Consider the following 26810-nt stretch of genomic DNA (forward strand, 5'->3'; position numbering starts at 1 on the left):
ACTATGGTGTAGTGAATGTCAAGCGGCAAAACAGGATCGCATTTGTGGCGCCGGGGGAGGGAATGTGGACGACAGACGCAGCAACGACACCGGCGCGCCCGTGCCCGCCGCGCCGGAAACAGCCGGCCCGACGGCGCGATCCCGGCCGCCGACTGACACCGGAACGCTCGGCAAGGCGATCGCCGTGCTCGACATCGTCGCCTCCGCCGAGGCGCCGATGCGCTTCACCGAAATCCTCGACCGCTGCGACCAGCCGCGCGGCACGCTGCACCGGCAATTGAGCAATCTGGTCGAGGAGGGACTGTTGAGCCTCAACCGCGACCATTCCTATTCGCTGGGTCTGAGGCTGCTCAAGTTCGCCGCCAAGGCCTGGGCCGGAAACCAGTTCCGCACCATCGCCGAGCCGCATCTGAGGACCCTGCATGACCGGACCGGCGAGACCGTGCATCTGGGCGTGCTGCGCGGCACCGAGGTGATCTATCTCGACAAGGTCGAAAGCCGCCAGGCGGTGCGGATGTATTCCCAGATCGGCAATGCCTCGCCGGTGTTCTGCACCGGCGTCGGCAAGGCGGCGCTGTCGGCGTTGCCGGACGCCGTTCTCGACACGGTCATCGCGCAGATCGCCTTCCGCCGCTTCACCGAACACACCATCGTCACCGCCGCGGATCTCAGGGCCGAGATCGCCGAAATCCGCGCCACCGGCAATGCCTATGACCGGGAGGAGCACGAGATCGGCATTCGCTGCGTGGCAGCGCCGGTCCATTCGGCCGACCGCAGCTTCGTCGCCGGGATTTCGGTCACCGGGCCCGCCTACCGGGTCTCGATGGAGGCGCTGCAGTCCTGGGCAGGGCTGGTCCGGGAAGCGGCGAACGCCATCATGGACGACATGGCGCCCCGGCTCGGGCCGCGCACCTGACGCCGCGCCGGCCAGCCGGCGCGACCAATTGACCCCGAAGGATGCGGGGTGGAGGAAAGGGAGAGAACATGGCAGGGCTTGAACTCCGCAAGGTCAAGAAATCCTTTGGGTCGGTGGATGTCATCCACGGCGTCGACCTCAGCGTCGAGGACGGCGAATTCACCGTGTTTGTCGGCCCCTCGGGCTGCGGCAAATCCACGCTCCTGCGGCTCGTCGCGGGGCTGGAGGACGCCACCGGCGGCACGCTCGAGATCGGCGGAACCGACGTCACCCATGTCGAGCCGGCCGATCGCGGCGTCGCCATGGTGTTCCAGTCCTATGCGCTCTATCCGCACATGACGGTGGAGGAGAACATGGGTTTTGGCCTGCGGATGACCGGCCATCCCAGGGACGACATCAAGGCGCGCGTCGCCCGCGCCGCGGCCATCCTGCATCTCGAACCGCTGCTCGACCGCAAGCCCAAGCAGCTCTCCGGCGGCCAGCGCCAGCGGGTCGCCATCGGCCGGGCGATCGTCCGCCAGCCCAAGGTGTTCCTGTTCGACGAGCCGTTGTCCAACCTCGACGCCGAACTGCGCGTGCAGATGCGGTTGGAAATCGCCAAGCTGCACAAGGAGCTTGGCGCCACCATGATCTATGTGACGCATGACCAGGTCGAGGCCATGACGCTGGCCGACAAGATCGTGGTGCTGCGCGGGGGCAGGGTGGAGCAGGTGGGCTCGCCGCTGCACCTGTATGATGATCCCGACAACAGCTTCGTCGCCGGCTTCATCGGCTCCCCGCGGATGAACTTCCTGAGGGCGGTCGTCGACGCTTCCGACGGCGAGATCCTGACGGTGCGGCTCCCCGACATGGGCGCCGTCACCGTCCCGGTCGCCATCAGGTCCGGCCATCCGCCGAAGGGCGCGGAGCTGTCGCTCGGCATTCGCCCGGAGCATTTCGATCCGGCGGGGTCGGTCAGGATCGAGACGCCGGTGGACGTCATCGAGAACCTCGGCGGCTCGTCCTTCGCCTATTCGCGCTCCGAGGACGAACTGCCGCTCACCATCGAGTTGCGCGGCAACCGCGAGGCGCGCGAAGGCGACGTGCTCAAGACCGGCTTCGATCCGGCACGGGCGTTCCTGTTCGACGCCAAGACAGGTCTGCGTCTGCGCTGAAACCAAGACGAACCCGCCGCACATACCCATGCGCGGCGGATCCCGGACGTGCCTGCATCCGGTCGGGTGTCAGGCCGTCGGCAGGTGATAATCCTTCATCCGGTCGCGCAACACGGTCTTCTGGATCTTGCCGGTGGCGGTGTGCGGGATCTCGTCGATGAACACCACGTCGTCGGGCATCCACCATTTGGCGATCTTGCCTTCGAGAAAGTCGAACAGCGATTGCTTGCTGGGCGACCGGCCTTCCTTGACCACCACCACCAGCAGCGGACGCTCGTCCCATTTGGGATGCGCGACGCCGATCACCGCGGCCTCGGCGACGTCGGGATGGCCGACGGCCAGGTTCTCGATCTCGATCGTGGAAATCCATTCTCCGCCGGACTTGATCACGTCCTTGGCCCGGTCGGTGATCTGCATGTAGCCATGAGGGTCGACATGGGCGACGTCGCCGGTGTCGAACCAGCCTTCCGCATCGAACTGCTCGGCGCCGCGGCCCTTGTAATAGGAGGACGAGACCGCCGGGCCGCGGACCTTGAGCCGGCCGAAGGTCTTGCCGTCCCACGGAAGCTCCTCGTTCTCGTCGTTGGTCACCTTCATCTCGACCGTGAACGGCGGATGGCCCTGTTTGGCCTGGATGTCGAGCCTGGCCTCGCCCTCGAGATGGCTGTATTCCGGCTTGAGCGAGCAGAGCGTGCCGAGCGGGCTCATCTCCGTCATTCCCCAGGCATGGATCACCTCGACGCCGTAATCGTCCTGGAACGCCTTGGTGATCGCGCGCGGGCAGGCCGAGCCGCCGATCACGACGCGGCTGAGGTTCGGCAACTCGCCGCCGTGCTTTTCCATGTGCTGGAGCAGCATCAGCCAGACGGTCGGCACCGCCGCGGTGATGGTGACTTTTTCCCTTGTGAGGATTTCATAGATCGACGCGCCGTCCATGCCCGGGCCGGGCATCACCATCGCGCAGCCCGACATCGGCCCGGAGAAGGCCGTCGACCAGCCATTGGCGTGGAACAGCGGCACCACCGGCATCAGCCGGTCGCGCGAGGAGAGATTGAGCATGTCCGGCTGGATCGCCGCCATGGCGTGCAGCACGTTGGAGCGGTGCGAATAGACCACGCCCTTGGGGTCGCCCGTGGTGCCCGAGGTGTAGCACATACCGGCGGCCGTTCTCTCGTCGAATTCGCGCCAGGTGAAATCGCCGTCGCCCTCGGCGATGTAGCTCTCGTAGGACACCGCGTTCCTGAGCGAGGTCTCGGGCATGTGCGCGTCGTCGGTCAGGATGACGATCCGCTCGAGGCTCGGCACCTTCGGCGTGATCATCTCGGCCAGCTTGACGAAGGTGAGATCGACGAACAGCATCCTGTCTTCGGCGTCGTTCATGATCCAGGCGATCTGGTCGGGAAACAGCCGCGGATTGAGCGTGTGATACACCGCGCCGATGCCCAGGATCCCGTACCAGCTCTCCAGGTGCCGCCAGGTGTTCCAGGCCATCGTCGCAATCCGGTCGCCGATCCCGCAGCCATCGCGGTCGAGCCGCTGGGCGAGCTTGAGCGCGCGGGCGCGAATGTCGCCGTAAGTCGTGGTGTGAAATGGTCCCTCGACGGACCGCGAAACCACCTCCCGCCGTCCGTGATAGATGGCCGCGTGGTCAATCACCTTGTGGCAAAGCAGCGGCCATTCTTGCATCATCCCAAGCATATTGTTCCCTTTTGCATTTTCCTCATCCTAAGCCCGACAGTATGACCGATGCGCCGTGGGGGACAATACGAAAGTATCTGGGGAGTATGGTTTTGCATCTCTTTAAATTTAGACGATTCTTAATTAGGGTTGTCCATAAGATTCGCGTGATGTTCAGTTCTGTCGGTGTGGCGTAAGCGCTTACAAGTATAAGCGGGAAAACGCAGTTCGGGGGGTGGGAGCGACTCTTGCCTAGGGGAATACAATCGGGTCTGTTTGGGTCAAAGCTCAGTTATGCCAAAACATGAAGCAGAGAGAGCGCTTGAGGCTGCAGCGGCACTGAGCGGGCAGATCTCCCGGGAGCAGGAAATGCAGTTGGTGCGCCAGCGATTGGAGCAATGCGTTTCCCAGTTCGATATTTTCCGGTTTCTCCGGGAAGTCACGTCACTGTTCGGGTTCAAGTTCTTCCTGGTGGCGAACAAGCCGGGCTCCGCGAGCGGGCCGTTTTCCGAGGCGATCGTCATCACCTCCGCGCCCTCCGACCTGATCCAGAAATGCGAGGACATCGCCACCACGGCGGTCAATCCGCTCGCCGTGATCATCCGCGAGACCATATTGCCATTCGAGTACCGGCTTCAGGAATGCGGTATGCATCACCCGGCCCGGTATCAGGCGCTCGCTGCCGCGGTGAGAAACGAACCCGATCTCGGTTGCTGGTTCGTCGTTCCGGTCTACGACCCCGACCATGGCGCTGCGGCGGTCTGCTTCCTGGGCGACCGCCCGCCGATGAGCTTCGGCGAAACCGCGGAAATGACCCTCTACGGGCATCTGCTGCACAATAAGTTGCGGGAGGTGTCCGCCAAGCCGGCCAAGTCCGCGTCTCCCTTGAGCGATCGCGAACGGGAATGCCTGCTCTGGACCGCCGCCGGCAAGACATCGGTTGAAATCGGCCAGATACTCGAACTGTCGGAGCACACCGTCAACCACTACCTGAACAATGTTGCCCGCAAGGTGGGCGCGGTCAACCGCACCCAGGCCGTGGCCTACGCCATGCGCAACGGCTACATCGACTGAGGGCAGCGGCCGCGTTTGCGGCTCGGCTCACGCGGCCGGTGCCGGCTCACGGCGTCGCCGGGTACCAGTAGCGCGCATTGGCTTCACCGCGGATGATCCGCACATGCTGGTTGGCGAACACCCGGTAGGGGTGGCTCCATTCTCCGTCGGGCCACTGCACGCGGATGGTGGCGCGCTCGGACACGCCCAGGCCGACATGGACGAAGCCCGCCCGGCCCGAGGCATGGCCGCCGCCGATCTGGATCCTGCGGGTCTGGGTGCGGGTGCCGGTGCGCACCGAGATCAGCGATCCGACCGCGTCCGGATTGATCTTGCCGTTGTCGAGCTCGATCTTCACCCAGTTGCCCATCGGCCGGTGTCCCCAGTCCGTTTCCGCGCCGAGATTGCGGAACAGGCTCGCCGGGTGCTCGCGGTTGACCACCAGCAGGTCGAGCATGCCGTCCATGTTGAAATCCTCGACCACCGCGCCGCGGCCGCGCGTGCGCAGCGCGATCCCGGCTTCCCCGCCCTTTTCGTGGAAGGCCTGGTCGAAGCCGCCCAGCAGCAGGTTGTCGGGGTCGAAGCTTGCGAAATCGGGCATGGCCTGGACATTGCCCTTGGCGATGAACAGGTCGGTGAGCGTGTCGTTGTTGATGTCGGCGAACTGGCTGTGCCAGCCTGTCGAGGGCTTGTGGTCGCCGCCGGTATAGGGCCGCTGCGCCGTGGCGCCGCGTTCGAAGGCGATGTCGCGGTAGGTCGGCCGGTCTTCGCCCGCCTCCTCGTCGAGCTTCTGGATCTTGGTGTCGCCCATCGAGGTCAGCGCGTATTCGGGCAGACCGTCGGCGTCGAAATCGGTTTCGGCGATTCCCATGCCCCAGATGGTAAGCCGCTGCCACCCTTGCGATTTCGAATAGAGCCGCGGCGGGCGGCCCTCCGCCATCTGCCAGAGCTGTTCCTCTCCGTCGCGGTAGTACTGCCGGTCATTGGTGATCCGGAGATCCGGCCGGCCCGACCGGTTCCAGTCGGTAAACAGCACCGACAGCGCACAGTAGCCGGGCTCCAGCGTCAGCGGCTCGGAATAATCGGGCGCGTCGCCCGGGCGCGGCCTCAGCAACTGGTTGGGCTCGCAGGTCCCGAACGGCGTTCCGGGCGCCGAGCGGTCGACATAATTGCCGATCGCCATGGTCGGGAACCGGTTGCCCTTCTCCCAGATCGCCGAGAGCCCGGTCGACCAGGCCCGGCCGCCATCAATGGCGAATTCCCTGTTGGCCTTCTGGAACCGGCAATCGGCGCCGCCCTTGAGCACCAGGTTGCGGCCGAGTCTGAGCAGCACCAGGTCCATGTGCCGGTCATTGTCGATGTCGAGCGGATAGGCGCCGAGCACGCCGGTGAGGTCCTCCGGGTCAAGCCCGGTCTCGAGCGGCTTGAAGGCGAGCGCTCCGCCGGTCTGGCTTTCATTGACGAAGAATTCGGCCGGCGAGGCGCCCCCGGCAAGCACCAGGTCGGGACGGCGGTCGCCATTGCAGTCGAAGCTCGCCACGCCTCCGCCGACGAAGAACTCCCAGCCGCCGGTGTAGCTGTGGTCGATGCCGGCTTCGAGCGCTTCCTCGTGCAGGATCGGCACGTCGGAGCTGAAATCAGCCCCCGCCGCGGCAGGTGTGCTGAGCGGGGCGAGAAGGAGACCGCCGAGAGCCGGCAGGGCGAAAAACAGGGAACGCATGGGCTTCATGGCAGGATCACCAGGGTCTTGAGAAATGCGATCAATGCCGACTTGTCCGCGTCCGGGGCCGCGGCATAGGCGTCGCGGGCCTGGCGTCCGTCGCCGCCATGGGCGAGGATGATTTCGTCGAGCGTGGTGAAGTCGTTGCGGTGGCCATAGGGTCCGGTCGAGCCGATACCCCACAATTCCGCCGTCTGGAAAATGTTGCGTTCGACAAAGCGCTGCGACAGCAGTTCGTTGCCGAGCGCATTGATCTGGTTGTCGGTCATCACATGCCGCTTGAGGTCGCCGAACAGCGGCACCAATACCCGGCCCCGATCGTCGCGGGGCAGCGCCGCCGCCCAGTCCAGCACCGTGAAATCGTAGATCGCCGTTTGCGCGACCTGCCGGTCATTGAGCGTGCCGGCCTGGTCGAACGGGCCGGGATCGGCAAAGGACAGGCTGTCGAGCGGCAGGGCAGGGCGATGACAGGTGGTGCAGCCCAAAGCCGAGAAACCGGCTTCGCCGCGCGCCGCCGCTTCGGCCCAGCCGTCGACCTCCGGAACCTGCCTCACCGGCGCCGGAAGCGTCGCCTGCCAGGCCACCAGCGCCGAGACGTCGGCCGCGGACATCTCGTTCAAGGCGCCGTCACCGTCATGATCATCCGACCCGGTCCAGCGCGCGCCGAATCGCTCGTCGGGCTGCATGCCGTGGTGCTGGTTCATGGCGTTGACGGTGAACTGCCTCAGCGACGTCATCACGCCCTTCTGGCTGAAGGGGCGGATGACCAGATCGGTGTCGACGCCATCGAGCTCGTCGAGATTGACCGAGCCGTCGGGTTCGGCGGCAATGAAGCCGAATTCCACGCCCTTGGTCTCGAGCTTGCGCCGCACGGGCGCGCCCTCGGTGCGCGCCTGGCGCAGCGTCTCGGTGCGGATCGATTGCAATTCGTGGCTCATTTCGCGCGCCAGCAGTTCGACCAGGCCCGCGCCGAACAGGTGGTTGGTGCCCCGTTCGCTGGAGAATTGCGGATCGAGCGAATCGAAATCCGCGCTTTCGAACCCTTCCGAGGCAAACACATTGGCGACAAAGTCGCCGGCGCCGCCGGTGGCGGGCTGGTTGTGGCAGGCAGCGCACGATCCCGCATCGGGGCCGGCGGTGCGGAAGAACACCTGCGCGCGCGGGTGCTTGCGCCGGGTCGGATCGATCGCCTGCGTCGCCTGCGGCCGGCCGACCCCGTCCAGGGTGGTGAAGTTGGCTTCAAACAGCGCCTGTCCGGTCGCGGTCAGGCGCGCGAGATCCGCTTTCGACAAGACCCCGGTGGGCATCTCCGTCACGGCGCCCAGGGCCCGCGTGCGCTCCGCCCAGGGCTCGTCGGCCAAGGCTGCCGGCGTCCATCCCGTCTGCAGTGCGACGACTAGGGCGAGGCCGGCTGCCCGGGACATCGTGGTGATCGAGACCATGCTTCTGCTTCTCCTTGAGTCGGGGACAGTCGGGATCCGGCCTGTCCGGTTCCTGGTCCGCCCGGCCATCATCCGTTCCTCATCGCGTCCCACACCCGGTCGGCATGGGTGGCGTCGATGTCCGAGAGCGCGCCGATGCCGCAGCCGTCCAGCACCAGCGGCATTTCGTCGACATAGAGATCGACCGGGATATCGCTCGCCGCCGAGGCGTTCGAGTTCCTGAGAACTTCCCGCAGCGCCGGCTCCATCAGGTCGAAAGCCGCCGCGCCATGGCCGACAAAGGCCACCCGGAACGGATCGACCAGCGCGAAGATGCCCGCCAGGCCCGATCCCAGCGCACGCCCGGCCGAAGCGAAAGCCGCGGCCGCCAGCGCGTCGCCCTTGCGGGCGGCTTCGGCGATGCGGAAGATCTCCGCCGGTTCGACATGGCTGTCCGGCTTCACGTCGGGCCGCTTGCCGCGGTAGCGGCGCAGGATCGCATAGTCGCCGGCGTCGGCCTCGATGCAGCCGCGCGACCCGCACCGGCACAGCGCGCCGTCGGTCTGGTGCAGCATGTGGCCGAATTCCGTGCCCGACGACTGTGTGCCGTTGATGATCCGGCCGCGCAGGAACAGCCCCATGCCGACGCCGTGGGCGAGCAGTATGGCCGCGAAATTGTCGCTGTAGCGCTCCGGATAGCGCCAGTTGAGGGCGCGGGCGATCAGGTCGCAGTCGTTTGCGAGCCGCGTCGGCGCGCCGAATTCCTGTTCCAGCCAGAAGGCCATCGGAATGTCGGTGAGCGGCGTCATCGGCGAGCGCAGCAGCTTGAGCCCGGCGATGTCGGTCGTGCCCTGCACGCCGATCGAGATGCCGCCGAGCTGGCTGGCTGGGAGCCCTGAGGCGTCCCAGGTCTGGCGGATCTCGGTGATCAGGGTCCGGCGGAAATCCTCCATGGAGACATTGGCCATGTCGAGATGGAAATGCTCCCGCGCGATCACCTTGCCCGAATAGTCGACGATGGCGACATTCACCGCGCCGATCTTGAGAATGATCAGCACCGCGTGGCGGAACTGCGGGTTGACCGACAGGCCGACGCTCGGGCGGCCTCGGCCCACGCTGGCACCGGTTTCGGCGCTGCGACCAATGAGCACGCCCTCGGCGATCAGTTCGCTCGAGATCGTCGACACCGTCGCCGGACTGAGCGAGGCGGCCTGGGCGATTTCGCCACGGCTCACCGTGCCCCCGCGCCGCACGATCTCGATGATGCGCAGGCGATTGCGTCGCCGCATGTCGTCGGAACGAAGAACCATCGTCATTGTCCCGGTATGCCTCCTCACAATCCGGGTGCAATGCAATATTTACGTTGCATTGCAACAACTTGTCACAATTGTGTTTCATGTTGACATGCAAGCGCTTTTGAGTCACGATTTTTTTCGAGGCTCGAATTAAAAAGCTTCAGAGGCGTACCTGGCGCCTGATTGCCGGGCATGTTTGTAATTGTGCATCCTGATGCACCCGGGAGGTTTAGATGAGAAAGTTAGTGAGCACTCTTGTTGCTGGCGTCGTCATGACAGCCGCAATGGCCGGCGTCGCCCTGGCGGACGGCAAGAAGATCGGCGTGTCCTGGTCGAATTTCCAGGAAGAACGCTGGAAGACCGACGAAGCCGCGATGAAGGCCGCCATCGAGGCCGCCGGGGACACCTATGTGTCGACCGACGCGCAGTCGTCCGCAGCCAAGCAGCTCTCCGATGTGGAAAGCCTGATGTCGCAGGGCGTCAACGCGCTGATCATCCTGGCGCAGGACACCCAGGCGATCATTCCGGCCGTGACCGCCGCTGCCGACGAAGGCATTCCGGTCATCGCCTATGACCGCCTGATCGAAGACAGCCGCGCCTTCTACCTGACCTTCGACAACGTCGAAGTCGGCCGCATGCAGGCCCGCGCCGTTCTCGCCGCAGCGCCCAAGGGCAACTATGTGATGATCAAGGGTTCGCCCACCGATCCGAACGCCGACTTCCTTCGCGGCGGCCAGCAGGAAGTCCTGCAGGCGGCCATCGACGCCGGCGACATCAAGATTGTCGACGAGGCCTATACCGACGGCTGGCTTCCCGCCAACGCCCAGCGCAACATGGAGCAGATCCTGACCGCCAACGACAACAAGGTCGATGCCGTGGTCGCTTCCAACGACGGCACCGCCGGCGGCGCTGTCGCTGCGCTCACCGCGCAGGGCATGCAGGGCATTCCGGTCTCCGGTCAGGACGGCGACCATGCCGCCCTCAACCGCGTCGCCAATGGCACCCAGACCGTCAGCGTCTGGAAGGACGCCCGTGAACTCGGCAAGAATGCCGGCGAAATCGCCGCCAAGCTCGCTGGCGGCACGGCGATGTCCGACATCGAGGGCACGATCGAGTGGACCTCGCCCGGCGGCACCAAGATGACCGCCCTGTTCCTTGCTCCGGTTCCGATCACCAAGGACAATCTGGCCACGGTCGTCGATGCCGGCTGGATCAGCAAGGAAGACCTCTGCCAGGGCGTCTCCGGCGGCCCGGCTCCCTGTAACTAAGCTTCAGGCTCAGTTATAAATCGCGTCAACTGCGTCCTCATCCTTCGGGGTGGGGACGCTTGACGCCCATTATCCGGATTACGGCCCATGACCGAGACCTCCCCAGCCACGAGTCCGCAGGCGAAGCCACGCAGCTTCTTCGCCGCGCTCGAGTTCGACACACGACTTATCGGAATGATCGGCGCATTCGTCGTCATCTGCCTGATCTTCAATCTTCTCACCGACGGCCGTTTCATGACGCCGCGCAACATCTTCAACCTGACGATCCAGACCGCGTCGGTGGCGATCATGGCGACGGGGATGGTGTTCGTCATCGTCACCCGCCATATCGACCTGTCGGTCGGATCGCTTCTGGCGACCTGTTCGGCGATCATGGCGATGATGCAGACCGTGGTCACGCCGGAATGGCTGGGCCTGGGGCTCAATCATCCGCTGACGATGCCGATCGCCATCCTGGTCGGCATGCTGGCGGGCCTTGTGATCGGCGCCTTCCACGGCTGGCTGATCGGCTATCTGTCCATTCCGGCCTTCATCGTCACGCTCGGCGGGTTCCTGGTCTGGCGCAACGTCGCCTGGCACCTGACCGACGGCCAGACCATCGGCCCGCTCGACGAGAATTTCCAGCTTTTTGGCGGCATCAACGGCACGCTCGGCGAGACCTGGAGCTGGGTCGTGGCCGCGCTCGCGGTGCTCGGCGCCTTCTATGCGATCTTCCAGTCGCGCCGGAACCGGGTCCTGCACGAGTTCCCGGTCAAGCCGCTTTGGGCGGAGTTCTTCATGGGCGCCATCGCCACCGCCGCGATCGTCGGCCTGGTGGCGGTGCTCAACGCCTATGAGATCCCGACCGCCCGGCTCGTGCGCATCTTCGAGGCGCGCGGCGAGACCATGCCCGAAGGCCTGGTCCTGGGCTACGGCCTGCCGATCTCGGTGCTGCTGCTGATCCTGATCGCCTTCATCATGACCATCGTCGCCAGGCGCACCCGGCTCGGCCGCTACATCTTCGCCACCGGCGGCAATCCGGAGGCCGCTGAACTGGCGGGCATCAACACGCGGCTGCTCACCGTCAAGATCTTCGCCATCATGGGCGTGCTATGCGCCATCTCGGCGGTTGTCGCCTCGTCGCGGCAGACCTTCCATTCCAACGACATCGGCACGCTCGACGAGTTGCGCGTGATTGCCGCGGCGGTGATCGGCGGCACGGCGCTGTCGGGCGGCATGGGCACCATCTACGGCGCCATCCTCGGCGCGCTGATCATGCAGAGCCTGCAGTCGGGCATGGCCATGGTCGGCGTCGACGCGCCCTACCAGAACATGGTGGTGGGCACCGTGCTGGTTCTCGCCGTCTTCATCGACATTCTCTATCGCCGCAGGACGGGAGACAAAACATGACCACGCCTCTCGTTGAAATGCGCGACATGCAGAAGTCGTTCGGCGGCATCAAGGCCGTCGATCACGTCACCATCGATCTCTACCCCGGCGAGGTCGTCGGCGTCCTGGGTCACAACGGCGCCGGCAAGTCCGTGCTGATGAAGATGCTCTCGGGCGCCCTGCCGCGCGACGGCGGCGAGATCTTCATCAACGGCCAGAAGGCCACGATCAACAATCCGCGCGACGCCCGCAATCTCCAGATCGAGACGATCTACCAGTATCTCGCACTTGCCGACAATCTGGACGCGGCGTCGAACCTGTTTCTCGGACGCGAGCTGACAACGCCCCTGGGCTTTGTCGACGACGCCTTGATGGAGGCGGAGACGCGCAAGATCATGAAGCGTCTCAACCCGAACTTCCGGCGCTTCCACACGCCGGTGTCGGGGCTCTCGGGCGGCCAGCGGCAGTCGGTCGCCATCGCCCGCGCGGTCTATTTCAACGCCAAGATCCTGATCATGGACGAGCCCACCGCGGCGCTCGGCGTGCAGGAAACCCGCATGGTGGCGGAGCTGATCGACCAGCTCAAGTCAGAGGGAATTGGCATCCTGCTGATCGACCACGACATTCACCAGGTGAAGATGCTGTGCGACCGGGCCAATGTCATGAAGAACGGCCAGCTCGTCGGCACCGTGAAGGTCGATGAGGTCTCCGAGGACGATCTGCTGGGCATGATTATCGCCGGCAAATGCCCGCCAAACGCCACGCCTGGACCGGGCGCCGTCCAGACCGCCTGATCACAGCGCCTCCCATTACCGATCCCATTGAAGCCGGGGCTGCAAAGCCCCGGTTTTTTTGTTGCGTTGCCGCAAATGCGCCCGAAGCGGACGATCTCCCCGAGTTGCTTTCTGCCCAAAACACGTAAGGTAACAGAGGCTTGCGCAAGTTTACCAAAAGATAAAGAATCTTGAAAAACCCTATTGCAATGCAGCATGAACTGTACCATATCTGTGTCAACGCCACGTCGAACACCTCCTCCTCCCAGTTCGGCATGGCAGTAGTCGCAACGGTCAGCGCCGGGATCCTCCTCCCAAGCACCGGTCTGGACGTCGCGACGAAGTACAAGCGCCTGTCGGGTCTGACCCGGCAGGCGTTTTGTTTTTCATCGCGACCGTCGCGCCGGCGGGATGGCGACGTCTCCCGAAGGCCGTGGGGGAGAGGGCCTATCTGTCGACCGGAAAGAAATGCGCCTTGTGCGCCTGCGCCACCGTCGAGATGTGGTCGGCCACGGTGCGCACCCGCGCGAGATCGCGCGCCGATTCATGATAGACCATGTAGTAGGCGCGCTCGATGCGGTGCTCGGGCAGCAGCCGGACCAGGTCCGGATCGAGCCCCGCGATGTAATCATGCAGGACCGCAATGCCCGCGCCCGAGCGCACCGCTTCCGTCTGTCCGGTGGCGCTCGAGATCTCGAACTGCGCCGTCCAGTTGCGCAGGATCTCGCGGGTGAAATGCAGCGACGGCGAGAAGATCAGGTCTTCCACATAGCTGATCAGCCGGTGGTCCTTGAGCTCGTCCGTGCGCGTCGGCGTCCCGTGCTGCGCCAGATAGGCCCGCGAGGCGTAGAGCGACAGCGAATAGTCCACCAGCTTGCGCGCTACCAGCCGTCCTTCCGCCGGCCGTTCCACCGTGATGGCGATGTCGGCCTCGCGCTGCGGCAGCGAGAAGCTGCGCGGCACCGGCACCAGTTGCAGCCGGAGATCGGGATGCCGGGCGATGAGCGCGCCGAGCCGCGGCGCCAGGAACGAGACCCCGAACCCGTCCGGTGCGCCGATCCGGACGGTGCCCGAAATGGCGCTGTCGGTGCGTCCCAGGACCGCCTGCGCCGCCAGCATCTCGGCCTCCATGCGCTCGGCGTGGGCGAGGAAGGCCTCGCCTTCGCCGGTCAGCCCGCAGCCATTGGTGCGGCGGACCACGAGCTGCGCGCCGAGCGCGGTCTCGAGCGAGGTGATGCGGCGGGCGGCTGTGGCGTGGTTGATTCCCAGCCGCTTGGCAGCCGCCAGGATCTGCCCGGCGCGGGCGACAGCCAGAAAGACCCTGATGTCGTCCCAGTTCACGAAACCCTATCCAAACACCACCGTCTTGTGGCCGTTGAGCATGACGCGCGATTCCAGATGCATCTTCACCGCCCGCGCCAGCACCCGCGCCTCGATGTCGCGGCCGGCGGCGACGAAATCGTCGGCGGTCATGGCATGGGTCACGCGCTCGGTCTCCTGCTCGATGATCGGGCCTTCGTCGAGATCGGCGGTGACGTAATGCGCGGTGGCGCCGATCAGCTTGACGCCGCGCTCATGCGCCTGGTGATAGGGCTTGGCGCCCTTGAAGCTCGGCAGGAACGAGTGGTGGATGTTGATCACCTTGCCGAACAGGCGGCGCGACAGGCTGTCGGACAGGACCTGCATGTAGCGCGCCAGGATGACCAGGTCCGCGCCGCTCTTGGTGGCGAGCTCGAGCACCTTCTCTTCCTGCTCGACCTTGGTGTCCTTGGTGACCGGCCAGTAGTGGAAGGGAATGCCCTCGTTCTCCGCGCTCCTGCGGCTGTCCTCGTGGTTGGAGACGATGCCCACCACTTCGGCGTCGAGCCAGCCGACCCGGATCTGGTAGATCAGGTGCAACAGCGCATGGTCGAATTTCGACACCATGATGATGATCTTCGGCCGCTTGGCGAGATCGTTGATGTCGATGCGCATATCGAACCGCGCCACCGGCGCCTTGAGCGCCCGCTTGACCGCCTCGGCGTCCACGCCGTCGGGCGTCTCGATGGCGATGCGCATGAAGAACCGGTTGGTCTGGCGGTCCCAGAACTGGCTGGATTCGGCGATATTGGCGCCGATCGAGGCAAGCTCGGTGGTGATTGCCGCAACGATGCCGGGCTGGTCTGCGCAGGCGATGGTAATGACGAAATGCGGACGCGCCATGAAAGTCTCCGGTTGTTGATGGCCCTTGCGGGCCACTCCCGAGCGGCTTTGCAGCATCCGCCCGGGACGGTCAAGCCCGCCCCGGGGATGGGGTCAATGGCGTCTCAGCCGTGGGCGATCATTACATGCCGCACTGCGGTATAATCCTCAAGGGCGTAAAGCGACATGTCCTTGCCATAGCCCGACTGCTTGATGCCGCCATGCGGCATCTCGTTGACCAGCATGAAATGCGTGTTGATCCAGGTGCAGCCATATTGAAGCCGCGCCGCGCATTGCATCGCCTTGGAGACATCCTTGGTCCAGACCGAGGAGGCGAGGCCATATTCGGAATCATTGGCCCAGCGCACCGCTTCCTCCGCCTCCGTGAAGCGGGTGACCGACACGACGGGACCGAACACCTCGCGCTGGACGATCTCGTCGCTCTGCAGCGCGCCGGCGATCAGCGTCGGCTGGTAGTAGAAGCCGCTTCCGGCGCCCGGCTTGCCGCCGGTGGTGATCTCCATGTGCTTCATCTCGGAGGCGCGCTCGACGAAGCTCGCCACCCGGTCGCGCTGCCGCTTGGAGATCAGCGGGCCGATCTCGTTCTGGCCGTCGTCAGCCTGGTCGTAGCGGATGCTGGAGACCGCGCCCGTCAGTTCGGCCACGAGCTTGTCGTAGATCTTCGGACCGGCATAGATGCGGCAGGCGGCGGTGCAGTCCTGGCCGGCATTGTAGTAGCCGAAGGCGCGCAGCCCGTTCACCACCGCGTCGAGGTCGGCGTCGTCGAAGACGATCACCGGCGCCTTGCCGCCGAGTTCGAGATGGGTGCGCTTGACCGACTTGGCCGCCGCCTGCAGCACCTTCTTGCCGGTGGCGACGTCGCCGGTGATCGAGATCATGTTGATCTTGGGGTGGTTGATCAGCGCGTTGCCGACGCTTTCGCCGCGGCCGAGAATGACGTTGACCACGCCCTCGGGCAGGATCTCCGCCATGATCTTTGCGAGCTTCAGCGCGGTCAGCGGCGTCTGCTCGGAGGGTTTGAACACCACCGTGTTGCCGCCGCCGATCGCCGGCGCCAGCTTCCAGGCCATCATCATCAGCGGATAGTTCCACGGCGCGATCGAGGCGATGATGCCGACGGGATCGCGGCGGATCATCGAGGTGTGGCCTTCCATGTATTCGCCCGCGGCATTGCCGGGCATGCAGCGCACGGCGCCGGCGAAGAAGCGGTAGCAGTCAACGATCGCCGGGATCTCGTCGTTCTTGACCGAATTGATCGGCTTGCCGCAGTTGAGCGCCTCGAGTGCGGCGAAGCCGTCGGCCTCGGCCTCGATCCGGTCGGCGATCTTCAACAGATAGGCCGAGCGCTGAGCCGGGGTGGTGCGCGACCAGGTGGCGAACGCCTTCTCCGCAGCATTGACCGCCGCCTCGATCTGGGCCGAGGACGCCTCGGGCAGGTTGAGGATGGTCTCGCCGGTGCGCGGGTTGAAGATCTTCTCCTCCGCTTCCGTCCCGGCCTCGAAGCTTTTGCCGATCAGCATTTCAGTGTCCATGGTGGGTCTCCCGTTGTTCATTTGCCCTGTCCGGAGATCTGGTCTCCGTCCCGGGTGAGGTAATAGGCGGCAAGGATGGGCAGGAAGGTGACCAGCACCACCACCATCGCCACCACATTGGTGACCGGGCGCTGGCGCGGCCGCACCAGTTCCTCGAGCATCCAGATCGGCAGCGTCGCCTGCTGGCCGGCGGTGAATGTGGTGACGATCACCTCGTCGAAGGAAAGCGCGAAGGCGAGCATGCCGCCTGCCAGAAGCGCGGTGCCGATATTGGGCAGGATCACGTGGCGGAAGGTCTGGAACCCGTCGGCGCCGAGATCCATCGAGGCCTCGATCAGCGAGCCCGACACCCGCCGGAACCGCGCCACGGCGTTGTTGTAGACCACCACCACGCAGAAGGTGGCGTGGCCGAGCACGATGGTCCAGAACGAAAACGGGATCTCGGCCAGGTTGAAGGCGGAGCGGAGCGAGATGCCGGTGATGATGCCGGGCAGAGCGATCGGCAGGATCACCAGGAGCGAGATCGTCTCGCGGCCGAAGAACCGTGTCTGCGACACCGCGGCCGCGCAGAGCGTGCCGAGCACCAGCGCCACCACGGTCGAGATCGAGGCGACGCGGACGGAGAGCCCCAGCGCCTCCCAGACATCCGGCCGGTTCCAGGTCACCGCGAACCATTTGAGCGTGAGCCCGGGAGGCGGGAACTGGTAGCTCTTGTCCTCGGTGGTAAACGCGTAGAGGAAGATCAGCAGCAGCGGCAGGTGCAGGAAGGCGAGGCCCAGGCCCGCGGCGATCTTCAGCCCCATCGGCGTGCGACTTTGCTTGTCAGAGCGCATTGAAGGCCCCCGCGCGTTTGGCGAGCCACAGATAGATGCCCATGATCACCACCGGAACCACGGTGAAGGCGGCGGCGAGCGGAATGTTGCCCGCCGTGCCCTGGTGCGCATAGACCGCCATGCCGATGAAGAGGTGCGAGGTGCCGATGATCTGCGGGATGATGTAGTCGCCGAGCGTCAGCGAGAAGGTGAAGATCGAGCCGGCGATGACGCCGGGCAGCGCGAGCGGCAGCAGCACGTGGCTGAAGGTCTGCCGCGGTGAGGCGCCGAGATCGGCGGAGGCTTCGAGCAGGTTTGTCGGCACCCGCTCGAGCGCCGCCTGCACCGGCAGGATCATGAAGGGTAGCCAGACATAGACGAACACCAGGAAAGTGCCGGTGGGGCTCACCGACAGCGAATTGCCGCCCACCACCGGCAGCGCCAACCAGCCGTCGATGAGGGGCGTGAGATGCAGCTTGGCGAAGATCCAGGAGAGGATGCCTTCCTTGGCGAGGATCAGCTTCCAGGCATAGACCTTGACCAGATAGCTCGACCACAGCGGCAGCATCACACCGAGATAGAAGATAGCCTTCCAGCGTCCCTTCGCATAGCGCGCCGCGTAATAGGCGATCGGAAAGGCGATGATCGCCGAGGCGATGGTCACCAGCCCCGCCATGGTGACGGTGCGCACGATGATGTCGAGATTGGAGGGACGCAGCAGCTCGCCATAGGTCTTGAGCGTGAACTCGCGCACCACGAGGCCCGAGAATTCGTCGATCGAGAAGAAGCTCTGGATCAGGAGCGCGAACAGGCTGCCCAGATAGATGATGCCGAGCCACAGCAGCGGCGGCGTCAGCATCACGAACAGCAACAGCTTCGGATTGCGCCAGAACGCATCCGACAGCGCGCCGCCCAGCCCGCCGCGTCCGGGCAGGATCGCGCCGGGTGCGGCGGCCGCGGTCATGTCTCCGTTCCCATCAGGTGCAGCGCCGAGGGCTCCCAGGAGAAGCGGACGCTCGCTCCCGGGGCGGGCACCGCGGAGCCCGCGGGCAGCAGCACGGTCAGTTTCTCGCCTGCCATGTCGAGCGTCAGCCGCGTGGCGTTGCCGAGAAAGCTCGAGCCCGTCACCCGGGCCTCGTGGCCACCTTCGGCGCCGATCCGGATGTCCTCGGGCCTCAGGCTCGCCCATTCGGCCGGGCCGCCCAGGCGCCGGGTGAAGGCGGGCGAGAGCACATTGGAGGAGCCGACGAAATCGGCCACGAAGCGCGTCTTCGGGCGGCGGTAGATCTCCTCGGGCGTGCCGGTCTGCATGATCTTGCCGTGATTGAACACCGCGATCCGGTCGGCCATCGACAGGGCCTCGCCCTGGTCATGGGTGACGAAGACAAAGGTGATGCCGAGCGCCTTCTGCAACGTTTTCAGTTCTTCCTGCATCTGTTCGCGCAGCTTGAGATCGAGCGCGCCGAGCGGCTCGTCGAGCAGCAGCACCTTGGGCTTGTTGACCAGCGCGCGCGCCAGCGCGACGCGCTGCCGCTGTCCGCCCGAGAGTTCGCCCGGCTTGCGCGCGCCGTAGCCCGGCAGCTTGACCATTTCGAGCGCGGCCTCGGCGTCGCGCAGGCGCTCGGCCTTGCCCACGCCGCGGATCATCTGCCCGTAGGCCACGTTGTCGGCGACATTCAAATGCGGAAACAGCGCGTAGTCCTGGAACACGGTGTTGACGTTGCGGCGGTAGGGCGGCACGCCTTCCGCGGTCTCGCCGAAAATCTCGATATGTCCGGAGGTCGGCTGCTCGAAGCCGGCGATCAGCCGCAGGCAGGTGGTCTTGCCCGAGCCCGACGGGCCGAGCATGGCGAAGAACTCGCCCGCCTCGACCTCAAGATCGACCGCGTCGACGGCGCGAACGCTGCCGAAATGGCGGGAAACCTTCTGGAATGTGACAGCGTGCGGCATGGGAAATCCAGATCAGTCCTGAGGGTCCCGCAAAGGGAACCGGTCCGCGGGAGCGCAGAGCATGGGGCAATCGTCGTGCGGAGCGCCTGTCTCCCTCCCCGGGCAGGGGAGGGAGGTGATGGCGGGTACCAGCGGAATCAGCGGCCGCCGATGACGCCGATATAGTCCGAGACCCAGCGGTAGTAGGGCACGCACTCGCCCTGGCTTTCGCACTGGGTGACCGGCGTGGTCCAGAACCGGATCTTGTCGAAATCATCAAGGCCGTTTGCGGTGCAGCCCTCGGCGGTCTGCATGCCGCGGCCATCGGTGCAGGCGGCGGGGACGGACGGGTTGGCGCCGAACCAGACCGAGAGGTCGGACTGCAGGTTCGAGGCCAGCGAATGCTCCATCCACAGATAGGCGCAGTTCGGATTGGCGGCGTCGACATGCATCATGGTGGTGTCGGCCCAGCCGGTGGCGCCTTCCTGCGGGATGGTCGACGCGATGGGCTGCTTGTCGGCTTTCAACAGGTTGACCTGGAACGGCCAGGAACCGGAGGCCACCACGCCTTCGTTCTTGAAGTCGTCGATCTGGATGAAGGCGTCGTGCCAGTAGCGGCCCACCAGTGTGCGCTGGACGCGCAGCAGGTCGAGCGCTTCCTTGTACTGCGCCTCGTTGAGCTCGTAGGGGCTCTTGATGCCGAGTTCGGGCTTGTGGAACATCAGGTACTGGGCGGCGTCGGCGATGTGGATCGGGCCGTCATAGGCCTGGACGCGGCCCTTGTTGGTCTTGCCGTCGGGCAGGTCCATTTCCTCGAACACCACGTTCCAGGAGGTGGGCGCTTCCTTGAACACTTCCGTGTTGTACATCAGCACGTTCGGGCCCCACATGTAGGGCGTGCCGTAATGCACGCCGTCGACCGTGTGCCAGGGGGCGTCCTTGAGCCGGTCGTCGACCGTCGACCAGGAGGGGATGAGATCGATGTTGATCGGCTGCACGCGCTTGCCGGCGATCAGCCGGAGCGAGGCGTCACCCGATGCGGTGACCAGGTCGAAGCCGCCTTCGTTCATCAGCGCCACCATCTCGTCCGACGTGTTGGCGGTCTTGACGTTGACCTTGCAGCCCGAGGCTTCCTCGAACTTGGTGACCCAGTCGAAGGTCTTGTCGGTTTCGCCGCGCTCGATATAGCCGGCCCAGGCAACGATGTTGACTTGGCCCTCGCCGGGCCCGACTTCCGTCATCATCTCCGCCGATGCCAGTCCAGGCGCCATCACCGAAAGCGCCAATGCCATCGCCGTGCATGTGTTCAATATTTTTTTCATGTGATTGAGCTCCCCTGTAGGCGGCCGCCGAAATAGCGGACAGCGTCGGAAGCCAAGAGTGATACGGACCCTTTGAGGACACAAATACTTTTATCAGATTGGCATTATCGGAATATCCGATAGCAAATCCCCGGTCGCGACCGCACCGATGCAGGAGCCGCCGCCCGACGGGGAGGCGGGCTCAGGCGCGCGCTGCCTGCGCTTAGGCAGCGCCGTCCATGTCGGAGGTCCGGCCGATGGCGTCGAGCCGCTTTTGCAGCGCCAGCCGGTCGATGCTCGAAAGCGGCAGGCTGGTGAAGATCGAGATCCGCGAATTGAGCATCCGGTAGGCGTCCGAAAACGCAAGCCGCCGTTCCGCCTCTGTGCCTTCTGCGGCGGCCGGGTCGGGCACGCCCCAATGGGCGGTCATCGGCTGGCCCGGCCACACCGGGCAGCTTTCGTTGGCGGCGTTGTCGCAGACGGTGAAGACGAAATCGAGCTCGGGCGCGCCGGGCTGGGCGAACTCGTCCCAATCCTTCGAGCGGGCGAAGCCGGTGTCGAAATTCAACTGCCGCAGCAGGTCGAGCGTGTAGGGATGGACCTCGCCCTTCGGCTGGGATCCGGCCGAATAGGCCTTGAACCGGCCCTGGCCGACCCGGTTCATGATGGCTTCCGCCAGGATCGATCGGGCCGAATTGCCCGTGCACAGGAACAGCACGTTGTAGATCTTGTCGGTCATGAGTGTCTCGCTTGTCCTCGATATCGCGCCATGGCGTCGCCGTTCGGCCTGCGCCCGCTTTTGCATCAATATATCAAGAATATTCGAATTATGTGACAGCGCAAGACGCGCGCTCGCGAAGGGACTTCAGCGCTGCCGGATCGCCCGCTGCGCCTGCGACAGGCCGATGAAGTCGCGTGCGGCCTGCGTGAGTTCGCTGCCCCGCCGCCAGGCGACGCCGACCTGGACCATCGGCAGGCTGCCCGACACGTCCCGGCTTTCGATCCGGTCGCCTTCGAGCGACCAGGGCCGGTAGACGAGATCGGGCAGCAGCGCCACGCCGGCGCCGGTGGCGACCAGGCTGCGCACCGCCTCGACCGAGCGGGTCCGGAAGGCGATCTTCGGCCGCGAGCCGATGGCGCTCAGGAGCTTGGCGGTGCTTTCCTCGATTTCGTCGATGGTGAGCATGATCACCGGCTCCTCCGCCACGTCGGCGACGGTGATGATTTCCGCCGACGCCAGCCGGTGGCCGAGCGGCAGCCACAGCCGGTAGGGCGAGACTTCGAGAATCTCGGTCTGCAGCGCCATGCGGTTGCGCAGGTTCGAGATCACGATGACGGCGACGTCGAGTTCGCCGCCGATCAGCAGATGTTCGAGATAGTCGCCATTGTCCTCGATGGCCGACACGGTGACGCCGGGAAAGGCGCGGCGGTAGCGCGCGAGCAGGTCCGACAGCACATAGCCCGCCACCAGCGAGGTCACGCCGAGATTGAGGGTTCCGGTGAGGTTTTCCTTGTCGCCCGAAAAGGTGCGGCGGGCGTCGGAGACATCGGACAGGATCTTGGTGGCGTGGCGCAGGAACTGGTGGCCCTTGTGGGTGATCGCCAGGCCGCGGGAATGGCGCTCGAACAGTTCGACGCCGAGATCGCCCTCGAGCTCCTTGATCGCCTCGGTCACCGCCGATTGCGAGATCGACAGGTTCTGCGCCGCCCCCGAGACGGTGCCCTGGGCGGCGACAGCCACGAAATACTGCAATTGGCGGAGCGTGAAAGCCATGCCGCAACCAAGCAGCATTCCCCGCGGTTGACAATCGGGCGCGCCGGTTTTCCCGCCCGCCGCACGAGGGCGCTAGAGTTCGGCGGTTTCCGCCGTCTCGAGACATTCCTGCGGGTAATAGGGCCAGTTGGCCGCCCGGCATGTGTCCGCGATCACCACGGTGGGCGAGATGATCCGGATCCGGCTCATCCCTGCGGTCTGGCTGCGAAGGCGGTCGCCCTTGGAGACGACCACGGAGGAAGCCGCCGGCGTCGAGACGAACTCGTTCAGCGACGCGAAGCGGAGGCTTACGTCCTCGTCGGCGGCGATGGCGGCCGCACCCAAAGCGAGGACAGAAGCGAAGGATATGAGAGCGATCTTTTTCATGCCTCCTCAACGCCGCACTTTCGCCTTGGTTCCCATCTTCGTGCGCTTTATTAGCTGAACTTAAAGAAAGGCGTTTCCGGCACCCCGCCGACACTCTTTGCTCCGGCGCGGCACCCTGAAGGAAGCGGCCGCGCGCGGCCGAAGGGGCGATCAAAGATTGTTCGTCCCGGCCTTGCCGCCGCGATGCGGAGAGACTAGGTCTCGATCCAGCCACACCGGAGCCGGACCCCGCATGAAAGCCACGATCACGAGGGCCGATGGCCACCACCAGCAGCACGAACGGCGCTGGATCGCCATGGCGGTGCTGTTGATCGCGGGCTTCATGAACCTGATCGACGTCACCATCGTCAATGTGGCGCTGCCGAGCCTGCAGTCGGGCCTGGGCGCCACCAGTTCACAGATCGAATGGGTGGTTGCGGCCTATATCCTGGCCTTCGCCATCGGCCTGCTGCCGCTCGGTCGCCTGGGCGACATGATGGGCCGCCGCCGGATCTTCCTGCTGGGCGTCGGCGCCTTCACGCTCGCCTCCACCCTGTGCGGTCTGGCGCCCGACATCAACACGCTGATCGCCGCAAGGTTGCTGCAGGGCATCGGCGGGGCGATGATGACGCCGCAGACGCTGGCCATCGCCCAGGTGATCTTTCCGCCAAAGGAACGCGCCGCGGCCTTCGCCCTGTTCGGCGTCACGGCTGGCCTGGCCGCCGTCACCGGACCGCTGATTGGCGGGCTGCTGATCAATGCCGATCTGATGGGGCTCACCTGGCGGCCGATCTTCCTGGTCAATATTCCCGTCGGCCTGTTCGCCATCCTGGCCGGCCTCAAATTCATTCCCGTCATGGACGGCAACCGCGATGTCGGCATCGATCTCGGCGGCATCGTGCTGGCGGCGCTGGCCCTGCTGCTGGTGGTCTTTCCGCTGATCGAGGGCCGCGAGCTGGGCTGGCCGGCCTGGAGCTTCGCGATGATGGTCGCTTCCGTGCCGGCCGCCCTGCTGTTCGCCCGCTGGCAGTTTCGCCAGGCCTCTTCGGGCGCGCCGCAACTGCTGCCGGTCTCGCTGATGACCAATGTCGGCTTCATGGGCGGCACGCTGGTCACCAGCCTGTTCTTTTCCGCCGTTCCCGGCTTCTTCCTGGTGCTGGCGGTGTTTCTCCAGACCGGCTACGGGCTGACGCCGCTGCAATCGGGCCTGACCACGGTGCCGTTCTCGCTCGGCGTGTTCATCTCGTCGATGGTGTCGGGCAAGCTCGGCCAGCGCTGGCAGCGCCAGCGGATCTTCATCGGCTCGGTGATGCTCTCGGGCGCCATGCTCTGGCTGCAGATGCTGGTCGCCGGGCTTGGCGACGCGCTGGACACGATGCTGTTCCTGCCGCCGTTGCTGATTGCCGGGCTCGGGCTCGGCGCCGCGGTCTCGCCGCTGTTTCAACTGGCGCTCGCCAAGGTGCCCGACCGCGACGCCGGATCGGCGTCGGGCGGGGTGCAATCGTTCCAGCAGGTGGGCGGCGCCCTGGGCGTGGCCATCACCGGTCATTTGTTTTTCACAAGCCTGATGGGCGCAAGCGGCGCGGCGCTCGGCAAAACCGGTTACATCGCGGCGCTCGACACTGCGCTGTACTACGGCATTTTTGCCTATGGATTGACGGCCTTGGCGGTTTTCTTTCTGCAGCCGCCTGGCGTTGCTGAGAAGGCCCGCTAGCAACCGTGCGGATTTGGCACGATGTGCTGCCAAGCAACTTTCTTGCTTGGCCCCGTTTCTTCTTGCTCCAATCTGCTTTATGAAGCGGCAAAAGCCGTGGCCGGACATTCGCCGCGCACGGCGCCCGAATGAGCGGGCCAAACACGAAGTCCGAAAGATCCGACATGACAGACCTTGCGACCATCCAGCCGGCGATAGCCCGGGCGCTGGCAAAACGCGGCTATGAAAACCTCACCCCGGTTCAGGAGGCCGTGCTGGCGCCCGCGCTTCGTGACGCCGACCTGCTGGTGTCGGCGCAGACCGGCTCGGGCAAGACGGTGGCCTTCGGCATATCGCTGGCGCCGACCCTGATGGGCGAGGAAGAGACCTTGCCGCGCGCCGCCGCGCCGCTCGCCATCTGCATCGCGCCCACACGCGAACTCGCCATGCAGGTCGAGCGCGAACTGGCCTGGCTCTATGACGAGGCGGGCGCCCGCATCGCCACCTGCGTGGGCGGCATGAACATGATGACCGAGCGCCGCACGCTCGAGCGCGGCGCGCATATCGTCGTGGGCACCCCCGGCCGCCTGCGCGACCATATCGAGCGCGGTTCGCTCGATCTCTCGGCCATCCGCGCCGTGGTCCTCGACGAGGCCGACGAGATGCTCGATCTGGGCTTCCGCGACGATCTGCAGTTCATCCTCGATGCCGCCCCCGACGGACGCCGCACGCTGATGTTCTCGGCGACCGTGCCCGCGGGCATCGCCAATCTGGCCAAGCGCTACCAGAACAAGGCGGTCCGCGTCACCACCGCCGGCGATCAGAAGCAGCATCTCGACATCGAATACCGCGCGCTCTCGGTCGCGCCCAACGACCGCGAGAACGCCGTCATCAACGTGCTGCGCTACTACGACGCCAAGAACGCCATCGTCTTCTGCGGCACCCGCGCCACCGTCAACCATCTGACCGCACGGTTCTCCAACCGCGGCTTCTCGGTCGTGGCGCTGTCGGGCGAGTTGAGCCAGACCGAGCGGACGCATGCGCTGCAGGCGCTGCGCGACGGCCGGGCCAAGGTCTGCGTCGCCACCGACGTGGCCGCCCGCGGCCTCGATCTGCCCGATCTCGAACTGGTCATCCACGCCGATCTGCCGAAGAATCCCGAAAGCCTCTTGCACCGCTCGGGCCGCACCGGCCGCGCCGGGCGCAAGGGCGTCTCGGCGCTGATCGTTCCCTACAATGCCCGCCGCCGCACCGAGCGGCTGCTGGCCGACGCCCGCATCGCCGCCACCTGGGCGCGGCCGCCGTCCTCCAGCGAAATCCTCGCCCGTGACGACGAACGCCTGATGGCGGACGCCTCCTTCGTGGCCGACGTGGCCGAGGACGAAGCTGCCATGGTCGCGGCGCTGCTGGAGCAGCACGGGCCGGAGAAGGTCGCGGCCGCCCTCATCAGGCTGCATCGCGCCGGCCGCTCCTCGCCCGAGGAACTGATCGACGACGGTCCGGTCTCGGCTCCCGGCGGCGGCAGGGAAGGGGCCTTCGCAGGCGCCCCCTCGGGCGCTTATGTCGAGCGCGCCCCGCGCGACCATGTGCCGATCAAGGACGCTGTCTGGTTCTCCATGTCGCTGGGCCGCAAGCAATCGACCGAGCCGCGCTGGCTGCTGCCGATGATCTGCCGCGCCGGACACATCACCAAGACCGAAATCGGCTCGATCCGCATCCATGATCTCGAAACCCATGTCGAGATCGCAGGAGCTGCGGCCGACAAGTTCGAGGCCGCCATCGGTCCGACGCGCAAGATCGAGAAGAATGTCACCGTGACCCGTCTTGCCGGCGTGCCGGAGGCCCCGGCGCGCACGCAGCGGCCGCTGCGGTCCGCGGATGCGGATGACGCCCCGGCGCCGCGCGAAGAGCGCTCCGACGACTATCGCCCGCGGGAAAAGGCCAAGCCCGACTACGCCAAGAAGCGGCCCTTCACCGGCGGCAAGCGACGCGACGACCGTCCGCCGCGGCCCGATGCCTATGCCGACCGCAAGCCGTCGGCGCGGGACGACGCGCCCGCGAAGGCGGGCGGCTGGCCCTATGATGATACTCCGCCGGCCGCCAAGCCTGCCAGGGCCGCTCCGGCCGCCGCATCGGCCCCCGCTTCGGCAATGCCCGTCCGCCAGGACAAGGCCGCCGCTCCGGCCGACGCCGGCAAGCCCTATGCCAAGGACAAGAAGCCGTACGACAAGGACAAGAAGCCCTTCTCCAAGGACAAGCCCAAGCGCGACAAGCCGGCCTTCAAGGCGGATTTCAAGCCTGACGCGAAACCCGCCAAGCCGCACCGCAAGGGGGCGAAGAATCCGCTCGCCGACGTGACCAAGCGCGTCACCGGCCCCGATGGCGGCAAGGGCGGACTGAAGCGCAAGCCGAAGGCGTAGACCCGCCAAGCCACGGCTTTCGACCCCGATCCTGTCGCGCCCGAGTGCAACCCGCTCGGGCGCGATTTGCATTGGGGCGTCGTTCAATATGGAGGGCGGGGATCCGCGCCGGCAAAGGCCCCGGATCCTGCCGTCCGCCCTGCAGGGATTTGACAAG

At 65.7% G+C, this 26810-nt stretch carries 22 protein-coding genes; 8 read left to right on the forward strand and 14 right to left on the reverse strand.

What is annotated here, in order from left to right:
- Window positions 1-100 precede the first annotated feature (100 nt).
- Both LL06_RS17220 and ugpC read left to right on the forward strand, forming a co-directional pair.
- Window positions 101-916, forward strand: a complete 816-nt coding sequence (locus LL06_RS17220) for an IclR family transcriptional regulator (protein ID WP_035529706.1) — start codon at window positions 101-103, stop codon at window positions 914-916.
- Window positions 917-984: 68 nt separating this feature from the next.
- Window positions 985-2070 (forward strand): sn-glycerol-3-phosphate ABC transporter ATP-binding protein UgpC, encoded by a 1086-nt coding sequence (ugpC, locus tag LL06_RS17225; protein WP_035529650.1) that lies wholly within the window; start codon window positions 985-987, stop codon window positions 2068-2070.
- A 69-nt stretch (window positions 2071-2139) separates the two neighbouring features.
- Here the strand turns inward: ugpC and LL06_RS17230 are convergent, their stop codons facing one another.
- Window positions 2140-3768 (reverse strand): long-chain-fatty-acid--CoA ligase, encoded by a 1629-nt coding sequence (locus LL06_RS17230; RefSeq protein ID WP_035529652.1) that lies wholly within the window; start codon window positions 3766-3768, stop codon window positions 2140-2142.
- A 357-nt stretch (window positions 3769-4125) separates the two neighbouring features.
- On the opposite strand from LL06_RS17230, the gene LL06_RS17235 reads away from it, so the two are divergent.
- A complete protein-coding gene (locus LL06_RS17235) occupies window positions 4126-4821 on the forward strand; it encodes a helix-turn-helix transcriptional regulator (RefSeq protein WP_161784988.1) in 696 nt (231 codons plus the stop codon).
- Between the two features lie 46 nt (window positions 4822-4867).
- Here LL06_RS17235 and LL06_RS17240 read toward each other — a convergent pair whose 3' ends face one another.
- The 3 genes from LL06_RS17240 to LL06_RS17250 all read right to left on the reverse strand — a co-directional run bounded on the left by LL06_RS17240 (window position 4868) and on the right by LL06_RS17250 (window position 9251).
- The gene (locus LL06_RS17240) at window positions 4868-6529 is read right to left on the reverse strand and encodes an ASPIC/UnbV domain-containing protein (RefSeq protein WP_052161677.1); all 1662 of its coding nucleotides are present in this window, start codon (window positions 6527-6529) and stop codon (window positions 4868-4870) included.
- Window positions 6526-7962: a di-heme oxidoredictase family protein gene (locus LL06_RS17245; RefSeq protein ID WP_035529655.1), complete on the reverse strand. Its 1437-nt coding sequence runs from the start codon at window positions 7960-7962 to the stop codon at window positions 6526-6528. Before LL06_RS17245 ends, LL06_RS17240 begins: the two co-directional genes overlap by 4 nt.
- Before the next feature lie 68 nt (window positions 7963-8030).
- Entirely contained in the window at window positions 8031-9251 is a 1221-nt protein-coding gene (locus LL06_RS17250) for an ROK family transcriptional regulator (RefSeq protein WP_161784989.1), read from the reverse strand.
- 218 nt (window positions 9252-9469) lie between these two features.
- On the opposite strand from LL06_RS17250, the gene xylF reads away from it, so the two are divergent.
- From xylF to LL06_RS17265, 3 genes are all read left to right on the forward strand, one after another.
- Window positions 9470-10504, forward strand: a complete 1035-nt coding sequence (gene xylF, locus LL06_RS17255) for a D-xylose ABC transporter substrate-binding protein (RefSeq protein ID WP_035529657.1) — start codon at window positions 9470-9472, stop codon at window positions 10502-10504.
- A gap of 87 nt (window positions 10505-10591) precedes the next feature.
- A complete protein-coding gene (locus tag LL06_RS17260) occupies window positions 10592-11893 on the forward strand; it encodes a sugar ABC transporter permease (protein ID WP_035529658.1) in 1302 nt (433 codons plus the stop codon).
- A complete protein-coding gene (locus tag LL06_RS17265; RefSeq protein ID WP_201772352.1) occupies window positions 11890-12666 on the forward strand; it encodes an ATP-binding cassette domain-containing protein in 777 nt (258 codons plus the stop codon). The genes LL06_RS17260 and LL06_RS17265 overlap by 4 nt, the downstream gene beginning before the upstream one ends.
- 426 nt (window positions 12667-13092) lie before the next feature.
- Here LL06_RS17265 and LL06_RS17270 read toward each other — a convergent pair whose 3' ends face one another.
- The 10 genes from LL06_RS17270 to LL06_RS17315 form a co-directional block, all read right to left on the reverse strand.
- Window positions 13093-13986 (reverse strand): LysR family transcriptional regulator, encoded by an 894-nt coding sequence (locus LL06_RS17270; protein ID WP_035529659.1) that lies wholly within the window; start codon window positions 13984-13986, stop codon window positions 13093-13095.
- Window positions 13987-13992: 6 nt separating this feature from the next.
- The gene (purU, locus tag LL06_RS17275; RefSeq protein ID WP_035529661.1) at window positions 13993-14847 is read right to left on the reverse strand and encodes a formyltetrahydrofolate deformylase; all 855 of its coding nucleotides are present in this window, start codon (window positions 14845-14847) and stop codon (window positions 13993-13995) included.
- Between the two features lie 104 nt (window positions 14848-14951).
- Window positions 14952-16379, reverse strand: coding sequence for a gamma-aminobutyraldehyde dehydrogenase (locus LL06_RS17280; RefSeq protein ID WP_035529663.1), 1428 nt, complete (start codon window positions 16377-16379; stop codon window positions 14952-14954).
- 17 nt (window positions 16380-16396) lie between these two features.
- The gene (locus LL06_RS17285; protein ID WP_035529665.1) at window positions 16397-17212 is read right to left on the reverse strand and encodes an ABC transporter permease; all 816 of its coding nucleotides are present in this window, start codon (window positions 17210-17212) and stop codon (window positions 16397-16399) included.
- Window positions 17202-18155, reverse strand: coding sequence for an ABC transporter permease (locus tag LL06_RS17290; protein WP_035529667.1), 954 nt, complete (start codon window positions 18153-18155; stop codon window positions 17202-17204). The genes LL06_RS17285 and LL06_RS17290 overlap by 11 nt, the downstream gene beginning before the upstream one ends.
- Window positions 18152-19141, reverse strand: coding sequence for an ABC transporter ATP-binding protein (locus LL06_RS17295; RefSeq protein ID WP_035529669.1), 990 nt, complete (start codon window positions 19139-19141; stop codon window positions 18152-18154). Before LL06_RS17295 ends, LL06_RS17290 begins: the two co-directional genes overlap by 4 nt.
- Window positions 19142-19278: 137 nt before the next feature.
- A complete protein-coding gene (locus LL06_RS17300; protein ID WP_035529671.1) occupies window positions 19279-20442 on the reverse strand; it encodes an ABC transporter substrate-binding protein in 1164 nt (387 codons plus the stop codon).
- Window positions 20443-20644: 202 nt separating this feature from the next.
- Window positions 20645-21160, reverse strand: a complete 516-nt coding sequence (locus LL06_RS17305; protein ID WP_035529673.1) for an arsenate reductase ArsC — start codon at window positions 21158-21160, stop codon at window positions 20645-20647.
- Window positions 21161-21286: 126 nt separating this feature from the next.
- Window positions 21287-22195, reverse strand: a complete 909-nt coding sequence (locus LL06_RS17310) for a LysR substrate-binding domain-containing protein (RefSeq protein ID WP_035529710.1) — start codon at window positions 22193-22195, stop codon at window positions 21287-21289.
- Window positions 22196-22267: 72 nt separating this feature from the next.
- Window positions 22268-22561 carry a hypothetical protein gene (locus LL06_RS17315; protein WP_035529675.1) on the reverse strand — a complete coding sequence of 98 codons (294 nt, stop codon included), beginning with the start codon at window positions 22559-22561 and terminating at the stop codon, window positions 22268-22270.
- Window positions 22562-22793: 232 nt separating this feature from the next.
- On the opposite strand from LL06_RS17315, the gene LL06_RS17320 reads away from it, so the two are divergent.
- Window positions 22794-24254 (forward strand): MFS transporter, encoded by a 1461-nt coding sequence (locus LL06_RS17320; protein ID WP_035529677.1) that lies wholly within the window; start codon window positions 22794-22796, stop codon window positions 24252-24254.
- 164 nt (window positions 24255-24418) lie between these two features.
- Entirely contained in the window at window positions 24419-26653 is a 2235-nt protein-coding gene (locus tag LL06_RS17325; RefSeq protein ID WP_035529679.1) for a DEAD/DEAH box helicase, read from the forward strand.
- Window positions 26654-26810: the final 157 nt, after the last annotated feature.

It is taken from the genome of Hoeflea sp. BAL378 (assembly GCF_000759435.1).
Taxonomy (GTDB): Bacteria; Pseudomonadota; Alphaproteobacteria; order Rhizobiales; family Rhizobiaceae; genus Hoeflea.

Bases quoted from the DNA above. Each gene is read 5' to 3' on its own strand.
- LL06_RS17240 (WP_052161677.1), bottom strand. From the start codon at position 6,529: ATGAAGCCCATGCGTTCCCTGTTTTTCGCCCTGCCGGCTCTCGGCGGT.
- LL06_RS17250 (WP_161784989.1), bottom strand. From the start codon at position 9,251: ATGGTTCTTCGTTCCGACGACATGCGGCGACGCAATCGCCTGCGCATC.
- xylF (WP_035529657.1), top strand. From the start codon at position 9,470: ATGAGAAAGTTAGTGAGCACTCTTGTTGCTGGCGTCGTCATGACAGCC.
- ugpC (WP_035529650.1), top strand. From the start codon at position 985: ATGGCAGGGCTTGAACTCCGCAAGGTCAAGAAATCCTTTGGGTCGGTG.
- LL06_RS17285 (WP_035529665.1), bottom strand. From the start codon at position 17,212: ATGCGCTCTGACAAGCAAAGTCGCACGCCGATGGGGCTGAAGATCGCC.
- LL06_RS17315 (WP_035529675.1), bottom strand. From the start codon at position 22,561: ATGAAAAAGATCGCTCTCATATCCTTCGCTTCTGTCCTCGCTTTGGGT.
- LL06_RS17280 (WP_035529663.1), bottom strand. From the start codon at position 16,379: ATGGACACTGAAATGCTGATCGGCAAAAGCTTCGAGGCCGGGACGGAA.
- LL06_RS17300 (WP_035529671.1), bottom strand. From the start codon at position 20,442: ATGAAAAAAATATTGAACACATGCACGGCGATGGCATTGGCGCTTTCG.
- LL06_RS17325 (WP_035529679.1), top strand. From the start codon at position 24,419: ATGACAGACCTTGCGACCATCCAGCCGGCGATAGCCCGGGCGCTGGCA.
- LL06_RS17295 (WP_035529669.1), bottom strand. From the start codon at position 19,141: ATGCCGCACGCTGTCACATTCCAGAAGGTTTCCCGCCATTTCGGCAGC.
- LL06_RS17310 (WP_035529710.1), bottom strand. From the start codon at position 22,195: ATGGCTTTCACGCTCCGCCAATTGCAGTATTTCGTGGCTGTCGCCGCC.
- purU (WP_035529661.1), bottom strand. From the start codon at position 14,847: ATGGCGCGTCCGCATTTCGTCATTACCATCGCCTGCGCAGACCAGCCC.
- LL06_RS17260 (WP_035529658.1), top strand. From the start codon at position 10,592: ATGACCGAGACCTCCCCAGCCACGAGTCCGCAGGCGAAGCCACGCAGC.
- LL06_RS17230 (WP_035529652.1), bottom strand. From the start codon at position 3,768: ATGCTTGGGATGATGCAAGAATGGCCGCTGCTTTGCCACAAGGTGATT.
- LL06_RS17320 (WP_035529677.1), top strand. From the start codon at position 22,794: ATGAAAGCCACGATCACGAGGGCCGATGGCCACCACCAGCAGCACGAA.
- LL06_RS17290 (WP_035529667.1), bottom strand. From the start codon at position 18,155: ATGACCGCGGCCGCCGCACCCGGCGCGATCCTGCCCGGACGCGGCGGG.
- LL06_RS17245 (WP_035529655.1), bottom strand. From the start codon at position 7,962: ATGGTCTCGATCACCACGATGTCCCGGGCAGCCGGCCTCGCCCTAGTC.
- LL06_RS17265 (WP_201772352.1), top strand. From the start codon at position 11,890: ATGACCACGCCTCTCGTTGAAATGCGCGACATGCAGAAGTCGTTCGGC.
- LL06_RS17305 (WP_035529673.1), bottom strand. From the start codon at position 21,160: ATGACCGACAAGATCTACAACGTGCTGTTCCTGTGCACGGGCAATTCG.